This is a genomic window from Rhodobacteraceae bacterium IMCC1335 (assembly GCA_039640495.1).
Lineage (GTDB): Bacteria > Pseudomonadota > Alphaproteobacteria > Rhodobacterales > Rhodobacteraceae > Thalassovivens.
This window is the reverse complement of the sequence record CP046864.1, coordinates 2,544,294-2,561,505: the sequence shown is the minus strand read 5'-3', so window position 1 is coordinate 2,561,505 and position 17,212 is coordinate 2,544,294. Positions and strand designations below refer to the sequence as shown.

At 46.8% G+C, this 17,212-nt stretch carries 12 protein-coding genes; 4 read left to right on the top strand and 8 right to left on the bottom strand.

Going from position 1 to position 17,212, the window contains the following annotated elements:
• Positions 1 to 149: 149 nt before the first annotated feature.
• Together GN241_12285 and GN241_12280 are read left to right on the top strand one after the other, a co-directional pair.
• A complete protein-coding gene (locus GN241_12285; GenBank protein ID XAT58061.1) occupies positions 150 to 296 on the top strand; it encodes an H-NS histone family protein in 147 nt (48 codons plus the stop codon).
• Positions 293 to 1,192, top strand: a complete 900-nt coding sequence (locus tag GN241_12280; protein XAT58060.1) for a hypothetical protein — start codon at positions 293 to 295, stop codon at positions 1,190 to 1,192. The genes GN241_12285 and GN241_12280 overlap by 4 nt, the downstream gene beginning before the upstream one ends.
• A 768-nt stretch (positions 1,193 to 1,960) precedes the next feature.
• Here GN241_12280 and GN241_12275 read toward each other — a convergent pair.
• A complete protein-coding gene (locus GN241_12275; protein XAT58059.1) occupies positions 1,961 to 3,136 on the bottom strand; it encodes a hypothetical protein in 1,176 nt (391 codons plus the stop codon).
• 504 nt (positions 3,137 to 3,640) lie between these two features.
• On the opposite strand from GN241_12275, the gene GN241_12270 reads away from it, so the two are divergent.
• The gene (locus GN241_12270) at positions 3,641 to 4,453 is read left to right on the top strand and encodes a glycosyltransferase (GenBank protein ID XAT58058.1); all 813 of its coding nucleotides are present in this window, start codon (positions 3,641 to 3,643) and stop codon (positions 4,451 to 4,453) included.
• A gap of 100 nt (positions 4,454 to 4,553) precedes the next feature.
• The gene (locus GN241_12265) at positions 4,554 to 5,135 is read left to right on the top strand and encodes an iron-containing alcohol dehydrogenase (GenBank protein XAT58057.1); all 582 of its coding nucleotides are present in this window, start codon (positions 4,554 to 4,556) and stop codon (positions 5,133 to 5,135) included.
• 224 nt (positions 5,136 to 5,359) lie between these two features.
• On the opposite strand, the gene GN241_12260 is transcribed toward GN241_12265, so the two are convergent.
• From GN241_12260 to GN241_12230, 7 genes are all read right to left on the bottom strand, one after another.
• The gene (locus GN241_12260) at positions 5,360 to 5,881 is read right to left on the bottom strand and encodes a DUF2244 domain-containing protein (GenBank protein XAT58056.1); all 522 of its coding nucleotides are present in this window, start codon (positions 5,879 to 5,881) and stop codon (positions 5,360 to 5,362) included.
• A 312-nt stretch (positions 5,882 to 6,193) separates the two neighbouring features.
• A complete protein-coding gene (locus GN241_12255) occupies positions 6,194 to 7,867 on the bottom strand; it encodes a cytochrome c oxidase subunit I (GenBank protein XAT58055.1) in 1,674 nt (557 codons plus the stop codon).
• A 185-nt stretch (positions 7,868 to 8,052) separates the two neighbouring features.
• A complete protein-coding gene (lipB, locus tag GN241_12250; protein ID XAT58054.1) occupies positions 8,053 to 8,712 on the bottom strand; it encodes a lipoyl(octanoyl) transferase LipB in 660 nt (219 codons plus the stop codon).
• A 47-nt stretch (positions 8,713 to 8,759) separates the two neighbouring features.
• Entirely contained in the window at positions 8,760 to 9,386 is a 627-nt protein-coding gene (locus GN241_12245; protein XAT58053.1) for a CBS domain-containing protein, read from the bottom strand.
• Positions 9,387 to 9,562: 176 nt separating this feature from the next.
• Positions 9,563 to 14,938, bottom strand: coding sequence for a hypothetical protein (locus GN241_12240; GenBank protein ID XAT58052.1), 5,376 nt, complete (start codon positions 14,936 to 14,938; stop codon positions 9,563 to 9,565).
• Positions 14,939 to 15,446: 508 nt separating this feature from the next.
• Complete coding sequence (locus GN241_12235; protein XAT58051.1) at positions 15,447 to 15,767, bottom strand: c-type cytochrome; 321 nt, start codon at positions 15,765 to 15,767, stop codon at positions 15,447 to 15,449.
• Positions 15,768 to 15,854: 87 nt separating this feature from the next.
• Positions 15,855 to 17,099, bottom strand: a complete 1,245-nt coding sequence (locus GN241_12230) for a sorbosone dehydrogenase (protein XAT59275.1) — start codon at positions 17,097 to 17,099, stop codon at positions 15,855 to 15,857.
• Positions 17,100 to 17,212: the final 113 nt, after the last annotated feature.

Below are 17,212 nucleotides of genomic sequence, written 5' to 3'. Positions count from 1 at the left end.
ATATTTGTTTTGGTGTGATTTCGAAAATCAACATTTTTGCGGACAAGGTTGTCATCGAGGAAAACAAGCTCTTAACAATTCTATAATATAAGACTGACACGCAACCAACGAAGGTATAAGGTAAAATCTTATATCGAGTTGAAAGCTTAATGGAAGCGATTCAGCAACAAATGGTTGAAGCGAAGAAGAACGAACGTGCCAACACGCTGAAAGAAGTGAAGCGTCTATGCGAAGATTTTGGCTTTACTGCTAGCACGATTAAGGGCGCACTTGCTAAGGAGCGAGGTGAAAAATGAGAAAGCCTCTTACATCATCGAAAGTGTTGATAGTCGGTTTGGTTCGGAATTGTGAAAATGCTGTAGAGCGCGAAGTTCTTACAATTAGTTCTGCGTTTTCAGAAGCAGAAGCAGTAAGTTTTCTGATAATTGAGTCTGATAGTGATGATGGAACTTTAACGAAGCTCGAAAATTTGAGTGGAAATGAAAACTTTGAATTTATAACACTCGGAAACCTTCGAAATCAATATCCGAAACGAACTGAGCGAATATCTATATGTAGGAACCATTACTTAGAAGAGCTTAGAACAAGAAAGAAATATAAGGATATTGATTATGTTGTTGTCGCTGATTTCGATGGAGTAAATTCAGAACTAACTTCATCCGCAGTTGAATCGTGCTGGAATTTGACTGAAGATTGGGATGCTTGTTTCGCGAATCAGTCTAAAGCCTACTATGATATCTGGGCTTTACGTCATAAAACGTGGTGTCCAAATGATTGTTATCAAACTTACAGTTTTTTATTTAATAATGGTGTTAGTAAATCTGCAGCTAAACAGGCGGCAGTATACTCACGTATGATAAACATAAATCAAGAAAAAAATCCTATCGAGGTTGATTCCGCTTTTGGTGGTTTGGGAATATACAAAAAAAGTGCAATATTATCGGGCGCATATGTTGGATTAGATGACAGTAAAGAAGAATTTTGTGAGCACGTACATCTGCATACAGTTATGCGTGACAAAGGCTTAATGCTTTACATCGTGCCAAGTCTTATTAACGGTGGATGGAACAATCATTCAAAGAAATTGAAAAATATTGCAAGATTTAAACGATTGCGCCATTCGCTAAAAGTATTCATCACACTATTCGTTTCAAAGGAAAGGCGTAAGGAGCTACTCATGAAATCCAAATGAGTGAGTGGTACAAAAATCATGAACAACATTGCAGCAACTTCCATAAGTTGCTGCAAGAAAGAATTTAGCAAGCTAATCTGCGTCGCAAGCTAACCTTTGAAGAAACGAAACAGCTTAACAAGTTAGAGACAATAGCTGATAAGCTAAAGCTTGGATAAAACGTGCAAAACCGTCAGCTCCAAACTTGGCTCAGCGATGATAAGTAAGGACAGATTGAAACGGAATGGCAAGAACAGCTTGAACTACGTGAAGATCTTAAAGACAAGCCAAGCGACTTAAAGCGATACAAAGAAAAGCTGCGAGAAGCTAAGTTTAACTATAATCGCGCAGAAGGCTACAGCCGTAAAGTTAAGCACAATATTGCTAAGATTTTCTACAACAAGACTGAAAGCCTTTACGAAGATACGCTAGAGATACTGCAAGAAATTCTGCACTATGACATCAGCCTTCGCATTTGGTTTGATAGGGATATTAACTTTGAGTTAGGTAGCGGTTTAAGCGCAATCATCACAATCTTACAGATGAAGATATTATGCGGGTTAGCGAAGCCTTCCTGACGATTGCTTGTCCCTATGATGAAGAGTGAATCTAAAAATTGCCTTTAAGAGGTCCATCTACCTGTGAGTTGAACTTTTTTGAACGAGATTTAGGTTTTTTATAAATAGAGTCGTAATCTGTAATTTTGAAGGAAATGGGATTTATCGTTACAAGGTGAGGAAGCTGATAATGCTTTTAAGTTTTTTCAGATCAGGAAATTTCAAACTAAGTTTACACATTACGGTAATTTGGTGATCGCCCTTCTGCAAGAGTATCTGCCGACTTTTGTATCTGTGCTAATATAGCTTCTCGGGCAAGGAGCGTTTTGGCGCGATATGCTTCAAAGTTTTGTACCATAGCCATGATTTTTAATGCAAAATCAGCACTATCTGTAGCCGCCTCTGCATTGCCGAAGTTTAGAAACTCCTCCATCCCGATCCCATTTGTATAAACAATGGGTTTTTCGGCCAATACACCATCGATGATGATACCCGATCCGCGGGCCTGATATGCTTTTAAGTCGTAGGGAATTAGCAAAAAATCTACCGAATGAATGGTAGCGACAAATTTCTCAGTCGATAATTCTTCGGGCAGGAGAGTGAGGTTTATTTTTTTTCGGGGCTTTACAGTATTTTGTAGACTACGACGCATTTTATAATCATGAATTACCTTTCGTAATCTTGTTTTGTGCTTTGGCGTTTGCATCACTAACTCAAATGACAGCTTTTTATCGAAATTGTTGAGCAAGTTTTTTAAATCTGCAAAAATTTGTGGTAATTTGTCTAAGCCTTGTTCTTTTCGCCCACCTCCAAGATAGCCAATCTTAAAATGTGAGCCAATGCTTGCCTCATGGTGAGGTGTGTTATCCTTCGGATCAACAGAGCAGGGCAATAAAAATTTATTTTGCGCATTGATTCGGTATTTACTTCTTAATAGCTCGGATAAAGCTTCCGTTTCGGTGACAATGCTGATTAATCCGGCCTCGACATAGCTTTGTAGGCTTGCTCGCTCAGATTTAGTGAGTTTGTTAACGCACTGATAAGTTAGAACTCTTAGAGTGAAAACTATCTTAGTACTATTTCCAGCAAGCAGATTCATGCAGACTAGGAGCTCATGTTTTTCAGCAGTTGGTACTAGGATGCGCAAATTTTTGCTATCATTTGCTTGGCTAAATATATTTTTGAGAACAGAAACATCATGTTGGAGTGCTTTTACTTTTTTTTTCTTTTGCTCTCGCCGGGTCGATAATACACGTTTGACATTATAGGCGGGTGGCAAAAGTACATTCGAATTGCATGCCGTCAGAATGATCAAATCTTCATCTTTCGCAAGACTTTCTACGGCCTTAATTTGCGACAGCCAATGTCCAGCAGTCTTATCAAGACGTTTTTCGATTATTGTTATCATTCAGATTTTACCTTATTTAAGTCGACGTACTTTAAGCATTATTACTAAAAACTAACCGCTCAAAATGTCTATTCAAAGCGTTGACCTCTAGAAATTCAAATAGCTCAATAAATTAATACGGCTTATTAGCAAGTGACATAATCTATGAAAAAAACAGAATACTCTAGGATCCGTGACATGAGTGCGTGTAAGTGTCACGTGCGAGCTTATCATTATTTAGCTTGGCGTCAAAGCTCACTCTATTTGTTTACAAGAAACACCTCCACGGCGCTTTAAATTGCAACTAATTTATCGATCGCGTCACTAATACTATCTGCCGGATTTCATGTTTCAAAAATAGAGATCAGAAAGAAGATGCGGTATTTACCTTTAATAATTCTATAGACGTTACCAGTCGATTTATTAGGGATTATTGAAACGTTTGTACCGATCTTAAAAATGCGACTTCCGTTAGTGAACGAAAACTTATAACAAATAATGCCGAACTGACTACTTGGATGCCAAATGATTACAGAACTTGTTATAGCGACTTTCCAGAAACCGAGGTATTTGGCGACTGTGCTGCAATCTCTCCGAAAACAGCAATGTTTGCCAAACGGAATTTGCATTGCCGACGATGGTTCAGATCGCAATACAGAAAATGTTATTCGAAACTTTCAGTATGCAAACCCCAGCTTAAAAATTCGCCATTTATGGCATGAAAACCAAGGGTTTCGAAAAAACCTTATCCTTAACGATGCGGTGTATTCCAGCCAAGCTGATTACATAATTTTTATTGATGACGATTGCGTAATGCATCCTTGTTTTATTTCAAGCCATTTGAAAAGAGCTAAAGAGGGTCACTTCGCAACTGGCTCGGTAATAAGGCTAACGAAATGTTTCTCAGATAAGATACTTGAGCGAAGAGAAATATCTTGGTCCAAACAAGGGCTACCAGAAGGGTGGCGACCAAGGTCAATTTCAGAAAAATTAAAATCAATGCCGTTTGATTATCGAGTTATGGGTGTATTAGATTCTTTATCCCCGGTGCGCTGTTCTTGGGCAGGGGGCAATGCATCTACGTTTAGAGACCACATTCTGAAAGTTAATGGTTTCGATACACAAATGGCTTATGGTGGAGAGGATAAAGAGTTTGGTGCAAGACTTATTAATTTAGGGATCAAAGGGCGCCACTTGAGATACACTGCTCCACTCTACCACCTCTATCATGATCGGGGTTATGTGAATAGATCTCAGCTGCACAAGAATCGTGCGATATTAGAACAGACACGCTCTTCAAAAAAAATTTTCACAAATAACGGAATTTTTACTAAGTAGCTTTATCAAATTTATGTTATGTGTCTTGCCAATATTAAATTTATAACGGTACGCGGATTTATACATGTTCGTCATAACAGACAACGTGTGACGGTCTTCAATCGCTCGAACAATCGATAGAAAGCGCTTGGGCTGCAGGGTCTTTGAACAAAGTCGGGGCTATGAACTTGAAGCCGTTGAACTATGCGGAAAAAACCTTAAGAGCGTTGTAGGGGGGGATACAAATTCCTTGACCTTACAGGGCATGTCTAATGCAGCATACCGAGCAGGGAACGCAATCAATATTTCTAAAACAACCGCAGCGCATGCATGGTCCTATGGGATTACCAATCATCATGGAATACCCCATGGGCATGCGGTTTGGTTAACGCTGCCAAAAATATTTAAAATGCATGCCACAGCCGATACCGAGCAGGTTAGCGATGCAAGAGTACACAAGCATTTACAAGAAATCATGCACAAATTGATGAAATCTCTAAATATTGAAGTTGCTGAACAGGCTGATACGATTTTGGAAAACTTTATGATAAGTCTCGGTGTTCCACATAACTTTACGATGATTGGAGCAGATACAGCAGAACAACGGGCTTTTCTTGCCAAACAGGCAAATATGGAACGTATGTCCAATAATCCGGTTAGCTTCACTGACCGCGATATCTCTGAAATATTTTCACTAGATTAGATATATAAGACCTTATTGTGTCTTAGAGCACAGGCACTTATGGGCTTATATGATATCGTATTTAAATAAGTTATGTGGTTTCCAAGGATTAGAGTGACAACAGTATTTCTCGGTCTCATTTGAATTAAAACTATTAGGAAGTTTGCCTGCAAACAGCATTTTGCTTTATTAAGGTTGAAAAGGGGCCTTAGCTGGCTGCATGACCATGTTTGTTCATATTCGGATCACACAGGATCAGGGGCATTTCGTTCAGGATTGTGATAGTTGGCGAGGGCAGATTTTAATTCCTTAAAAAGCGATTTGCGTTCGTCTTCGCTTAAAAAAGCGCCAATTTCGACCTCTCTCCCATTGCCGCTCAGGGTCACGTAATTGGGAAGCGGCCCTTCGGTGCGGTATAAATGCGCGCGCGCCCAATATCCGTTACACTCCCATGATTTAATCTCGCCTTTTGGCTCTTGGCGCATCAAGTGCAAATTATCGGCGGTGAAGCGCAATTGCTCTAATATTTGGCTGTCAAAATAGTTGCGCCGCAACGCCCACCAGATTGCCCAAACGGTGAGCATTAAAAAGGGCAGCAAGGCCCAGAAGAGTTTTGTACCCAGCAAAGCGTAAAGCGGAAGCGTAATCAAGATGAAGGTCGTCATGATGAAAGCGGCAAAGCCCTGTGGCGGCAAAGAGCGATGCGGCCACAGCTCTAAGCTGGCCTGCGCTTTATCCTCTGTCTGTTCTAACCAAATATATGGCATTTTACCTACCCACCTCTCACCTTCCAAGTTATTGCGCGTATATGCAAAGAAAAGGGTCTGGCCGGATTTGCGTTTAAAAAATCCATTTAAATGCGTTTATTTAGCGCGTTTTTATCTACAAAACGGGCCGACTTCGTAAATTGCTATATGAGGGCTTGGATCATTCGCCCTTTCTAATAGAAGCGATCACTTTATATGGACCGTTAACCATCGCATTTGATATAAAAAACCCCCGCCTTTCGAGCTTATATAAGCAAAGGCGAGGGATGTTTCTTTTAGAGGTACGATCGCACCAATATCAGCCCATTTTTGTTAATGGCTAGGGGCCTTGTCCCATTCTTCCTGCTTCGGCAGGATTTCGAATGTGTGCTCTGGAGGCGGTGAGGGAAGCGTCCATTCCAGCGTATCAGCATATTCGTTCCAATAATTATTCTCGGTCACCTTCGCACCGCGCAGCAGCGAATAGGCAATGATGCCGAAGAAGAAGATGAAAGAGGCGAAAGACAGGAATGCCCCCCAGCTTGACCATTGGTTCCAGTAGGCAAAGGCTTCCGGATAGTCGATGTAGCGACGTGGCATACCCTGACGGCCTAAGAAATGCTGTGGAAAGAACGTAAGATTTGCACCAATAAACATCATCCAGAAATGCAACTTACCAGCCCATTCAGGGTAAGCCCGCCCCGTCATCTTGCCGAAATAATAATAGATCCCGGCAAAGATGGTGAACACGGCACCAAGGCTCATCACATAGTGGAAATGTGCCACCACGTAATACGTATCATGATACGCCCGGTCTACGCCCGCTTGCGCCAGAACGATGCCGGTGACCCCGCCCACTGTGAACAGAAACAAGAAGCCAAATGCCCAGAGCATTGGGGTTTTGAATTCAATTGATCCGCCCCACATGGTGGCAATCCAACTGAACACTTTAACGCCAGTGGGCACCGCGATCACCATAGTTGCCAGCATGAAATAAGATTGCTGCGTCAGCGACATGCCGACGGTGTACATGTGATGCGCCCAGACAACAAAACCCAAAGCGCCAATCGCGATAATCGCCCATACCATAGGCAAATAGCCAAATACCGGCTTGCGCGAGAAAGTTGCGATCACATGGCTGATCAAGCCAAAGCCGGGAAGGATAATAATGTAAACCTCTGGATGACCAAAGAACCACAGAATGTGCTGGTACAAAATCGGATCTCCACCACCGGCGGGATCAAAGAAGGTCGTGCCAAAGTTACGATCCGTCAGCAACATGGTGATCGCGCCAGCAAGAACCGGAAGCGACAGCAAGATCAGCCAGCTGGTCACGAAGATTGACCATGAAAACAGCGGCACTTTGAAAAGCGACATTCCTGGGGTGCGCATATTCAAGAATGTGGTAATCATATTGATCGCACCCAGGATGGAAGAGGCGCCCGAGACATGCACCGCGAAGATCGCTAGATCCATCGACATACCGCCTTCGTTCACCGAGAGCGGTGGATACAAAACCCAGCCCACACCAGAACCTAGCTGATCATTGCCACCTGGTGCCAGAACCGAGCAGATTGCCAGCGTCGTGCCCGCCACATACAGCCAGAAGGACAGGTTGTTCATGCGCGGAAATGCCATATCCGGAGCACCAATTTGCAACGGCATGAAGTAATTGCCAAATCCGCCAAATAATGCCGGAATAACCACGAAAAACATCATCAAAATGCCATGACCGGTGATCAAAACATTCCAAAGATGGCCGTTCGGAGTACAAGGGGTAGAGGCATCTGCAAACATCCGCGCGCCTTCGAGGCACATATATTGAACGCCCGGATCCATCAATTCAAGCCGCATGTAAACGGTGAAGGCAACCGATACAAATCCGACAAACGCCGATGTGATCAGGTACAGGATTCCGATGTCTTTATGATTCGTAGACATAAACCAACGCGTGAAAAACCCTCGTTGATCTTCATGTTCGTGGCCATGAATGGCTGCATCTGCCATAATTGCCTCCTAATTAAGTTATTGTGGTGGAATTAACCGGTCTGATAATTCCTTGGCTTGAGCTTGCTTTTAGTGTGCATTTGCGGGCTCGGCAATGTATGACTTTGCCGCAGGGTGGGAAAAAATGACGCGCCCAGATGCGGCTATGGTTGTCATCCTTGCTTTGGGCCCGCTTTCTGATGTGTTTATGGTGTCAAAAACTGTTTTTCAAACTGGTCTTTTAAAGCCATATCAAGATCCGCCATGCTCACGGGAAGCCCAAGATCCACCAAACTTGTTACGCCATATTCGCGAATGCCGCAGGGTATGATCCCCTCGAAATGCGATAAATCGGGATCAACATTGATCGAGAGCCCGTGAAACGACACCCATTTTCGAAGCCGTATTCCGATCGCGGCGATTTTATCTTCTTGGCGCAACCCTGCCGGCGTTAACGGCTTTTCCGGTCGATCAACCCATACGCCGATACGACCATCGCGTATGGCCCCTTGCACGTTAAAGCAAGCCAAAGTGGAGATCACCCATTGCTCTAGCTTTTGCACAAATGCGCGCACATCCTTGCCATGCTGGTTCAAATCGAGCATCACATATACAACCCGTTGGCCCGGCCCATGATATGTATATTGGCCGCCGCGTTTGCTGCTGAACACAGGAAATCTGTTCGCATCAATCAAATCCTTGCGGTTGGCGCTGGTCCCCGCAGTGTAGAGGGCGGGGTGCTCAACCAACCAAATGGCTTCCGACGCATTGCCCTTGGCGATGGCATCGGCGCGCGCTTCCATAACCTGCACGGCCTGCAGGTACCCGGTCAGCCCATCGCTAATGTTCCATTCAATTGGCCGCATCGTCTCTTGTGATTCTGAGTTGCTATCCCGGCAAAGCTACCTTTGGATCACTGTTTTTTCAACCAAAGGCGTCGTAAATCATAATCCATCAAAAAATCGACGATTTCGTTGTTTTCTTTGACGGAAACGAATGGCGCTTTGCTGTCAGAAACTAATTTGAATGCGTCTTCTGTCGTATTCTCAATATCTATTTCTGGCATGCCATCGCTGAGAGACTTCAGCGATTCATAGGCTTCTGTATTCTTCGCCATGGTTTCCATCAAACGGCCTTTGGCAGCCGCCAAAATCGAAAGGATCCCGACGAATTTTCCATCAGCTTCGATCGGAAGGTTTCGAAAACGCCCCTCGATCATTATTTTCAGAGCGTCGATACACAGCATCTCTGGCGTGCCCGTTTTGGGATTTGCCGTCATAAGGGCATCTACGGTAAGGTTTTCTTCAATCACGCGATGCGTGCCCATATATAAAACGATATCGCGCCCGGTGACGATGCCGACCACGTGGTTATTTTCGTCCACCACGGCAAGGCTGGCTTCGCGCGGATCGGATAAAGTGACGATCATATCCAAAACTTTATCGGTTACTTTGCAGTATAACGGGATATCCGATGTATCTTGCGTATACCAATCTGCAACTCTGCTGCGTTTTTCGGCAAAATAGTCTTTGATCTTCATAGGGGCGCCCTCTTGCACTCTGTTTGCAATAGAATACACGCCACATCCTGCTAATCAACGCATAATACGGCGCGGTCTTTGGCTTCCCCCGGCAATTATGGATATACCTCTAGCCTTGATGAAAAACCAGGCAAGAAAGATTTGTGCGAGATTAAGTGCGAACGTTTAGAGTTGGGTTAAACGGGGCGCATGCCAGCGTCCGAATTTTGGCGGCAAAGCGCAGTCCGCAAGCGATAATGCTGAAAAATGAGTGATTTACTATCTTCCTGCGACAAGATCGGACGGGCGGGTTTTGGAGCATAGTGGGGCGGGGCGTCGTGAAGTTGCGGGAATATCTGATATATTTCTGCGCGCGCTTCCGCGCCAAGCATCTTTAATGCTTCTGGCCCGGTATACAAGCTTTCGGATGCGGCACCTTCTGCAAACACCACTTGATGTTGATCGCAGATAAAATGCCAATAGGTGATTTCGGTCAGGTCGATAGCGATTTCTATGCCCGGGACGCCGATTAAATCCTTTGCAGAGATAAATATTTCTTTGGATCCGGTTTCCGCAGAGCTCAAATCTGAGCTGACAACCATCCGATGATGTTGTGAGACAATCAAATCACGGTTGGGCAGGCCTTTGCCCATAGCACCGGCTTTTATGCGAATTGGCACCAAGTTGGGGTGGGCTTGCAGTTCGGCATAGAAAATCGTTCTGCCGCCGATCCAGCGTATGGGGCGGTGGCCATTGCCACCTGTTTTCACCAAATCGCCAGGTTTTAGGCGCTCGATGGCTTTGGGCCCCTCGATGGTTTCAATACGCGTTGCTGCACCATAGCAGACCACGCCGGTATTTTCTTGCGTTAGATCCGAGGCGTTGATGAAAGCCCCGTTATTCATCAGGTTAATCGGATCTGCATCGGTGTCGAGCCCCGTCAAGCCATCGTTTCCGGCTTGATCTGATTTCAACCACTGTAATGGGTTGCTAAAGGAATTATTGGGGTTCTCTTCATTCCAACGCGCCAGCGTATCAAAGTTGTAAATATCGTCTAGATCAATTTTGTCTTCCTCTATGTCAAAATCCGCGACCGTATCGCCCGCATCTACTATAAACTCGTCTTGGCCGGCCCCTCCGGTCAGCGTATCGGCGCCGGTGCCGCCATCCAAAACGTCATTGCCGTCACCACCGTCTAAACTATCGTCACCATCGCCGCCTTGCAGATCATCTTGACCACCCCCACCTTTTAAGCTGTCATTGCCCGTATCACCCCTCAGCAAGTCATTGCCCGAGCCGCCATCAAGCGTGTCATCTCCCACGCCGCCATTCAAAATGTCGTTTCCAGTTCCGCCATGAATTATATCATTGCCCTGACCGCCATCGACAATATCATTGCCGCCTTTGGCATCAATGTAATCATCATTGCCATCGTCGCCGTCAACTTTATCACCATCCAGGTCGGTGTAAGGGGTATTATTTGGCCCGCTTGTCGGGTTGATCGTATCGTCGTTCTCTGTTCCGTCTATATCTCCGGTTTTTTTGAAACTTTGTTTATGTTGTATAGAAGGAGATTTGGTCACCGTTAAAGTGAATTCATAGGTTCCATCACGCAGCGACTGAAGCTCCTCCGCGCTGGCGCTAAATACGGCTTTATTCGCTTCGACGGTTGCCGAAACTGGCGTCATACTTACCCCATCGGTGGAAATTGATATGGTAGCCCCATCTTCTATATTGGCCGTCTGAACCGTTAAATCTGCCTGCTGATCCATTTCATCTGGGGTTAATAGCGCTCCAAAACTCATCTCAGCGCTGAGGATGGCTGGCGTGATGGCTGGCGTGGCTGTATCGATGGTGATGGTTTGCGTGGCGATGGGGCTGATATTGCCGGCGGGATCTGTCTGGGTGAGGGCGAGATCTGTATCTCCCTCTCCCATTGCGGTGACATCCGCCTGCGTAACGGGGATGCTCCATGTGTCGTCATTTTGGACAGTGGCGGTATTTCCGCCCTCTAATGTCGGCGGCTTTGCGAGGGTGATGGTTGCGCCTGGCTCTCCTGTGCCCGTGATGTTAAATCCAGCCTCTGCTTCGCTGGCATTGATGAGGTTATCACTGGTCACCTGGTTGAGTGTTGGAGCCTCTGGGGCGGTTGTATCGATGGTTTCGCCGCTGAGTTCAACGCTTGTGAAGGCGGGGCCTGTATTATTTGCGGGATCTGTGAAGGCCAGATTGGCGCTTGCATTGCCGCCATCTGAGAGATCTGGATCGCCCTCTTGTACGGTATAGGTGGCGCTATAAGTGCCATCGCCATTATCTGTGATATCTGTGAGGGTTTGCCCGTTGAATGTGGTCGAGCTCAGGGTGAGGCCTGGCTCATTATTGGTGGCGGTGATGGTGAGGGGGACGGGATCGCCGATGCCATAGCTGCCATCTGCAAGCGTGACGCTGGCAATGGTTGGGGCGGTTGCATCGATGGTTTCGCCGCTGAGTGCGACGCTTGTGAAGGCGGGGCCTGTATTATTTGCGGGATCTGTGAAGGCCAGATTGGCGCTTGCATTGCCGCCATCTGAGAGATCTGGATCGCCCTCTTGTACGGTATAGGTGGCGCTATAAGTGCCATCGCCATTATCTGTGATATCTGTGAGGGTTTGCCCGTTGAATGTGGTCGAGCTCAGGGTGAGGCCTGGCTCATTATTGGTGGCGGTGATGGTGAGGGGGACGGGATCGCCGATGCCATAGCTGCCATCTGCAAGCGTGACGCTGGCAATGGTTGGGGCGGTTGCATCGATGGTTTCGCCGCTGAGTGCGACGCTTGTGAAGGCGGGGCCTGTATTATTTGCGGGATCTGTGAAGGCCAGATTGGCGCTTGCATTGCCGCCATCTGAGAGATCTGGATCGCCCTCTTGTACGGTATAGGTGGCGCTATAAGCGCCATCGCCATTATCTGTGATATCTGTGAGGGTTTGCCCGTTGAATGTGGTCGAGCTCAGGGTGAGGCCTGGCTCATTATTGGTGGCGGTGATGGTGAGGGGGACGGGATCGCCGATGCCATAGCTGCCATCTGCAAGCGTGACGCTGGCAATGGTTGGGGCGGTTGTATCATCGGCGCTGACTTTCGTGTTCGCTTCGGTCAGATCTGCAGAGGTGATATTGTTGGAGAAAAAAACAGTATTACCCGCTTCATTCGCGTCGGAGCGGCCAAGTTGCAGGGTTTTTGCTGCCGCATCGCCTTCCGGATCATCGCTGCCGTTAAAATCGGCACGCAACCAATCGAGCGCCGATTGATAGATTTTTGTCGGATTTGCTGCATTCCATGCCGCCAAACTGGTGGCATTGTAATAGGCACTGAGGTCAAGCGTATCTGCCCCGGTACCAAAATCGGTGATGGTATCTTTGTGGGAGGTCTCAGATGTTACACCAGAGGTGACGTCAAAAACATCGTCGCCTGCGCCGCCGGTCAGCGTGTCACTGCCGGCACCGCCGATCAGCGTGTCATTGCCACTGTCACCGTCGATGGTGTCTGCGTCTGCTCCGCCATCCAATTGGTCATCGCCATAACCGCCAGAAATATTATCTTCTCCGGCCTCGCCGTAGATGACATCGTTAGAGCTGGCGGAAGCTGCACTTTCAACGGTGACACTTTTTATAAAAGTATCATTATAAGTGCCATTGGCGTCATCCGTGGCATCCACATGAGCGTAGTTTTTTTCTACCCATGTTACGGTGACTTTGCCCTCACCGGCGTCCAGAATGTTCACATTTTCATATGCCGAAGTTTCTGGGCCGTTGGTTCGTTCGTTGCCTTGAGCATCAAGATATTGGTAACTACCAAATAGTTGAACTGTGACTATGTCCTCAAGCGATACAAAATTGTCCGACGAATCCAGATTGACAAAACGGGTTTTAATGCCGGCCGTGCTCCAGTCGGCCCAATTTACATTATTAGTGTCCATATAATATCCGTCATTCACCCATGCGATGGCCAAATTACCATCGCTGGTTTTTGCTATTGCCGGATATTTGTTATCGCCAAGCTCGTAGCCCTCGCTGGTTTGTTCTCCGCTGATTTTGTGGGCCGGAGCGATCATATTGCCATTTTTATCATACAAGCGCAGATAGATCTGATCGATATTGTTCGAGCTATTGTTAAAATTGTCGATGCTTTGGCCATAGACGACGGCAAATCCACCATTATCTAAAGCAACGCTATCATGCTGGTATTCGGTGGCGGTTGTTTCGTCGTCAGAAATTGACTCGGTCAGAGAGATTTTTGTAAAATCAAATTCGTTCGCAATGGTTTCCGGATCAAACAGAAACCCCTCGATATTATAATTGGTTTTGGATCCTATTGAAGCCAAAACCTGCCCATTTTCAAGCTCGATGATATTCGAATGTTTGTAACTGGCAGTGATTGTTCTCCACTCTATATCGGTGGTCAGTTCTTGGTGATTGCTATGGGAATAACTGCCATCCTGTTGTTTTTGATAGATGCGGATAATATCGTTACCCGATCCGTGGACCGATGTGCCCGTTGCTATAATCGTATCGTTGGTTGTGACGAAACTGGCATAGGTGCTGTAGGTCGTGGTGTTGAGGGTAGCGGATCCATCCGGTGTGAGGTAAATCGTGCTGTTTGTGGTGCTGTTGGTGGGATCATCTGGGTTGAAAACATGCAACGTGCCTTTGTCGTTTGCACTCCCCGTGTATCCTAAAAGAACGCGGCCATCCGAAAGCGCCGACAGTTCAAAAGCGCGGTCAATTCCTTCCGTGCCCGTATTGAAAATGGTAAACACACTGCCTTCAGCGGTGCCCTCGGCATTGACAAGCCGGCCCTGAAATTCCTTTGCCGCCGTGTTTGACCAGACGACGAGGCTGCGACCGTCACTTAAATTCACAGTTGCCGAGTTCCATTTGTCTTCGGCAGAGATGCCAGACAATGTAATTGCCTCGGATAGGCTGGCTTCGGGCGTGCCGGAATCGCCGGTGATGGTATCATTCCCGGTGCCGCCATAAATGGTGTCATTCCCGGCGCCGCCATCGAGTGTATCGTCTGCGTCGCCTCCGTCGATATAATCATCTCCAGAGCCGCCGGTTATCGTATCGGCGCCTAAGCCGCCAATAACAGTGTCATCTCCGCCCGCGCCGTTTACTATGTCATCGCCAGATCCCGCATCTATCCAGTCATTTTCGGATGTTCCTGTAATCGGATCCGCACCGTCTGTGCCTTCGGCATTTTTTGTTTCATAAATGATGACTGTCTGTTCTGTGACTGAACCGTTTTCGCCTGCATCATTTACAACACGGAACTGAATCCGGGTTGAGGTTGTCAGCGCATTGTCGACGTAAGATACGTTGGTGTCATTGGTGATGTTTTCAGCAGGAATATTGATCCAAGTGGTGCCCCCATCACTACTATATTGCAGCGTTTCAGTCGGTTGAAGAGCGGCCGAAAGCATAGCGGTGACGGTTAAACCATCTTTGTCTTTGGTGATAAAATCATCGGCTGAGCTATTGTCAGAGGTGGTGTCTTCGTTGATGCCGGTAATGGTGATTATGTTGGTTGGAGCGGTCATTTTGAAAACTCTTTATGCTGAAAGTTATGCTTAAATCATTGAGGTTTAATTGGTTTGTCTGGCTTTGTAGCGGATCTGCAGAATGTTATTTAAAATTTAAAGTAATAGTGCGCGCGTGGCGGTAATATTTAGAGCGGATCAGTTAGGAAAGTTTTTTATCCGCCTTTCAGACGGTTGGACTGACGCCTTCTTTTAGAAGGACAGGATGAAGGGGGCAAGTAGGGTTGTTCAATTTGTGAAGCATGAATTTGGGTTCGAATAAAAAGGGCTGATGTTTTAAAAAACTAGGTCAATAATAAGGCGTCTTTATGGCAGCTTGGATCTGCCCTCTTGGGGTTAAATGTTAAGAACGGTATTTTTATATTCCGCTCGTCTATATACCCTTTGGTATTAAAATCAATCCCATTTTTTAAATTGATTAATAATTGGTTTACGAAGGTGTTTTTTTAATGCCACAGATCCTGACCGCCCTTATGCAGGTTTTATTTTTTTGCCGGATCGGGCATGTTTATTTCAACATTATCGTTTTTGTTGCGAAATAGGCTGCCAAGGCTTTGATCTCGGCTTTGCTAAGGGATTTGGCAATCAAGCTCATGCGGCGGTCTTGGCGGGCGCCGGTTTTATAATCGGTCAGGCTTTTTTCAAGATAAAGTTTGGGCTGGCCGGCCAGATTGGGCGCTTCGGGGTCTTTGCTTAGGCCGTTTTTCCCGTGGCAAACGGCGCAGGGCTTGGCCAAAGCCGCGCCCAAGCTTTCGGCCTGCAGTTCAGGCGGGCAAGCGGCCGCCCCCCATATTATGGTAGCGGCAAACAGGGTGGTTGCGTTGTGCATATCAGGCTCCTGACAAAAGAATATGAGTGGGCAGGCCTGTCGGCAGGGGCCGCCGCGTGCTGGCCCCTGTTAGTGGCAAGAGCGCATTCAGTTGGCGTAAGTGATGCGATAGATCGCATTGGCAAAATCATCTGATACCAGAATTGAGCCATCTTTCATTTGCGCCACATCTACGGGGCGGCCATCATATTCTCCGTTTTTGTTCAGCCAACCCGAGGCGAAGACCATGGTTTCGCCCACGCTGCCATCGGGATTCACCCCCGTGAACATGACGCGCGCGCCGATCGGATCGGTGCGATTCCATGACCCATGCTGGGCAGAGAATATTCCACCATGATATTTGGCTGGGAACATATCCCCGGTGTAAAAACTCATGCCCAAATCGGCGGCATGGGCATCCATTTCGACCACGGGCATCACCACCTCAACAGGCACGTCTTGGCCGCGGTATTCATTGGTGCGCACATCGCCGCCGCCATACCAGGGATGGCCAAAATGCTGGCCCATTTCGGTTTGCCGGTTAAGCTCGCCGGGTGGAATTAAATCGCCCATGCCGTCAACTTGGTTGTCAGTCCACCATAATTCGCCATTGGCGGGGTTGAAATCATGGCCCACGGAATTGCGCACGCCATAGGTATAGACTTCTCGGTTGGATCCATCGCGATCCATGCGGATAATCCCGCCAATACCGGTTTCATTGTACAGCGCAAGCTTCTCTGGGGGGGCCACGTTGAAGGGTTGGCCCAATGAGATGTAAAGCTTGTTATCGGGGCCCACTTTTATCACCCGCGCGGTATGATTGTAGCTTTCTTCTTCGACCGGGATCAAACTGCCTTTTGGCACGATCGGCACCGCGACCACATCGGGGCTTTCGTGAAAAAATTCAGCCGCAGGATACATCATAACGCGGTTGCGCTCGGCAATGAACAGAAACCCGTCATCCGAAAACGCCACCCCGTTGGGAATATCAAACGTTAATGAGGGCGCAAAATCTTTTACTTCATCGCCGATATTATCGTCATCGCGATCCATCACGACCCAGACTTTTTCTTTCTTCGTGCCCACGAAAAGGGCTGTGCCTTGGGGCGCCATCGCCATGTGGCGGGCATCGGGCACCAACGCGTATAGGTCAATTGTGAAGCCGGGGGGCAGCTCGATCGAGCGCAAGATGTTCCGGATCGAATTTGCGGCGGGCGCGTCCTGTGCAATGGTTGTGAACTCGGTCACGCCGGTGGTTTTAAATTGCCCCAGCTTGGTTAAATTGTCTTCTGCAAGCGCGCCACCGGCCAAAAGGATCGTCGATAAGGCCGGCAACAGCGTTTTACTCCGCATGCGTTTCATAAGAACCTCCGAATATGTTGAAGGGTCTTTATACAGGAAATCACACCAAGATATATACTTTTAATTATAAATTAATCCAAAAGTATATATCTTGTGAATTGAGT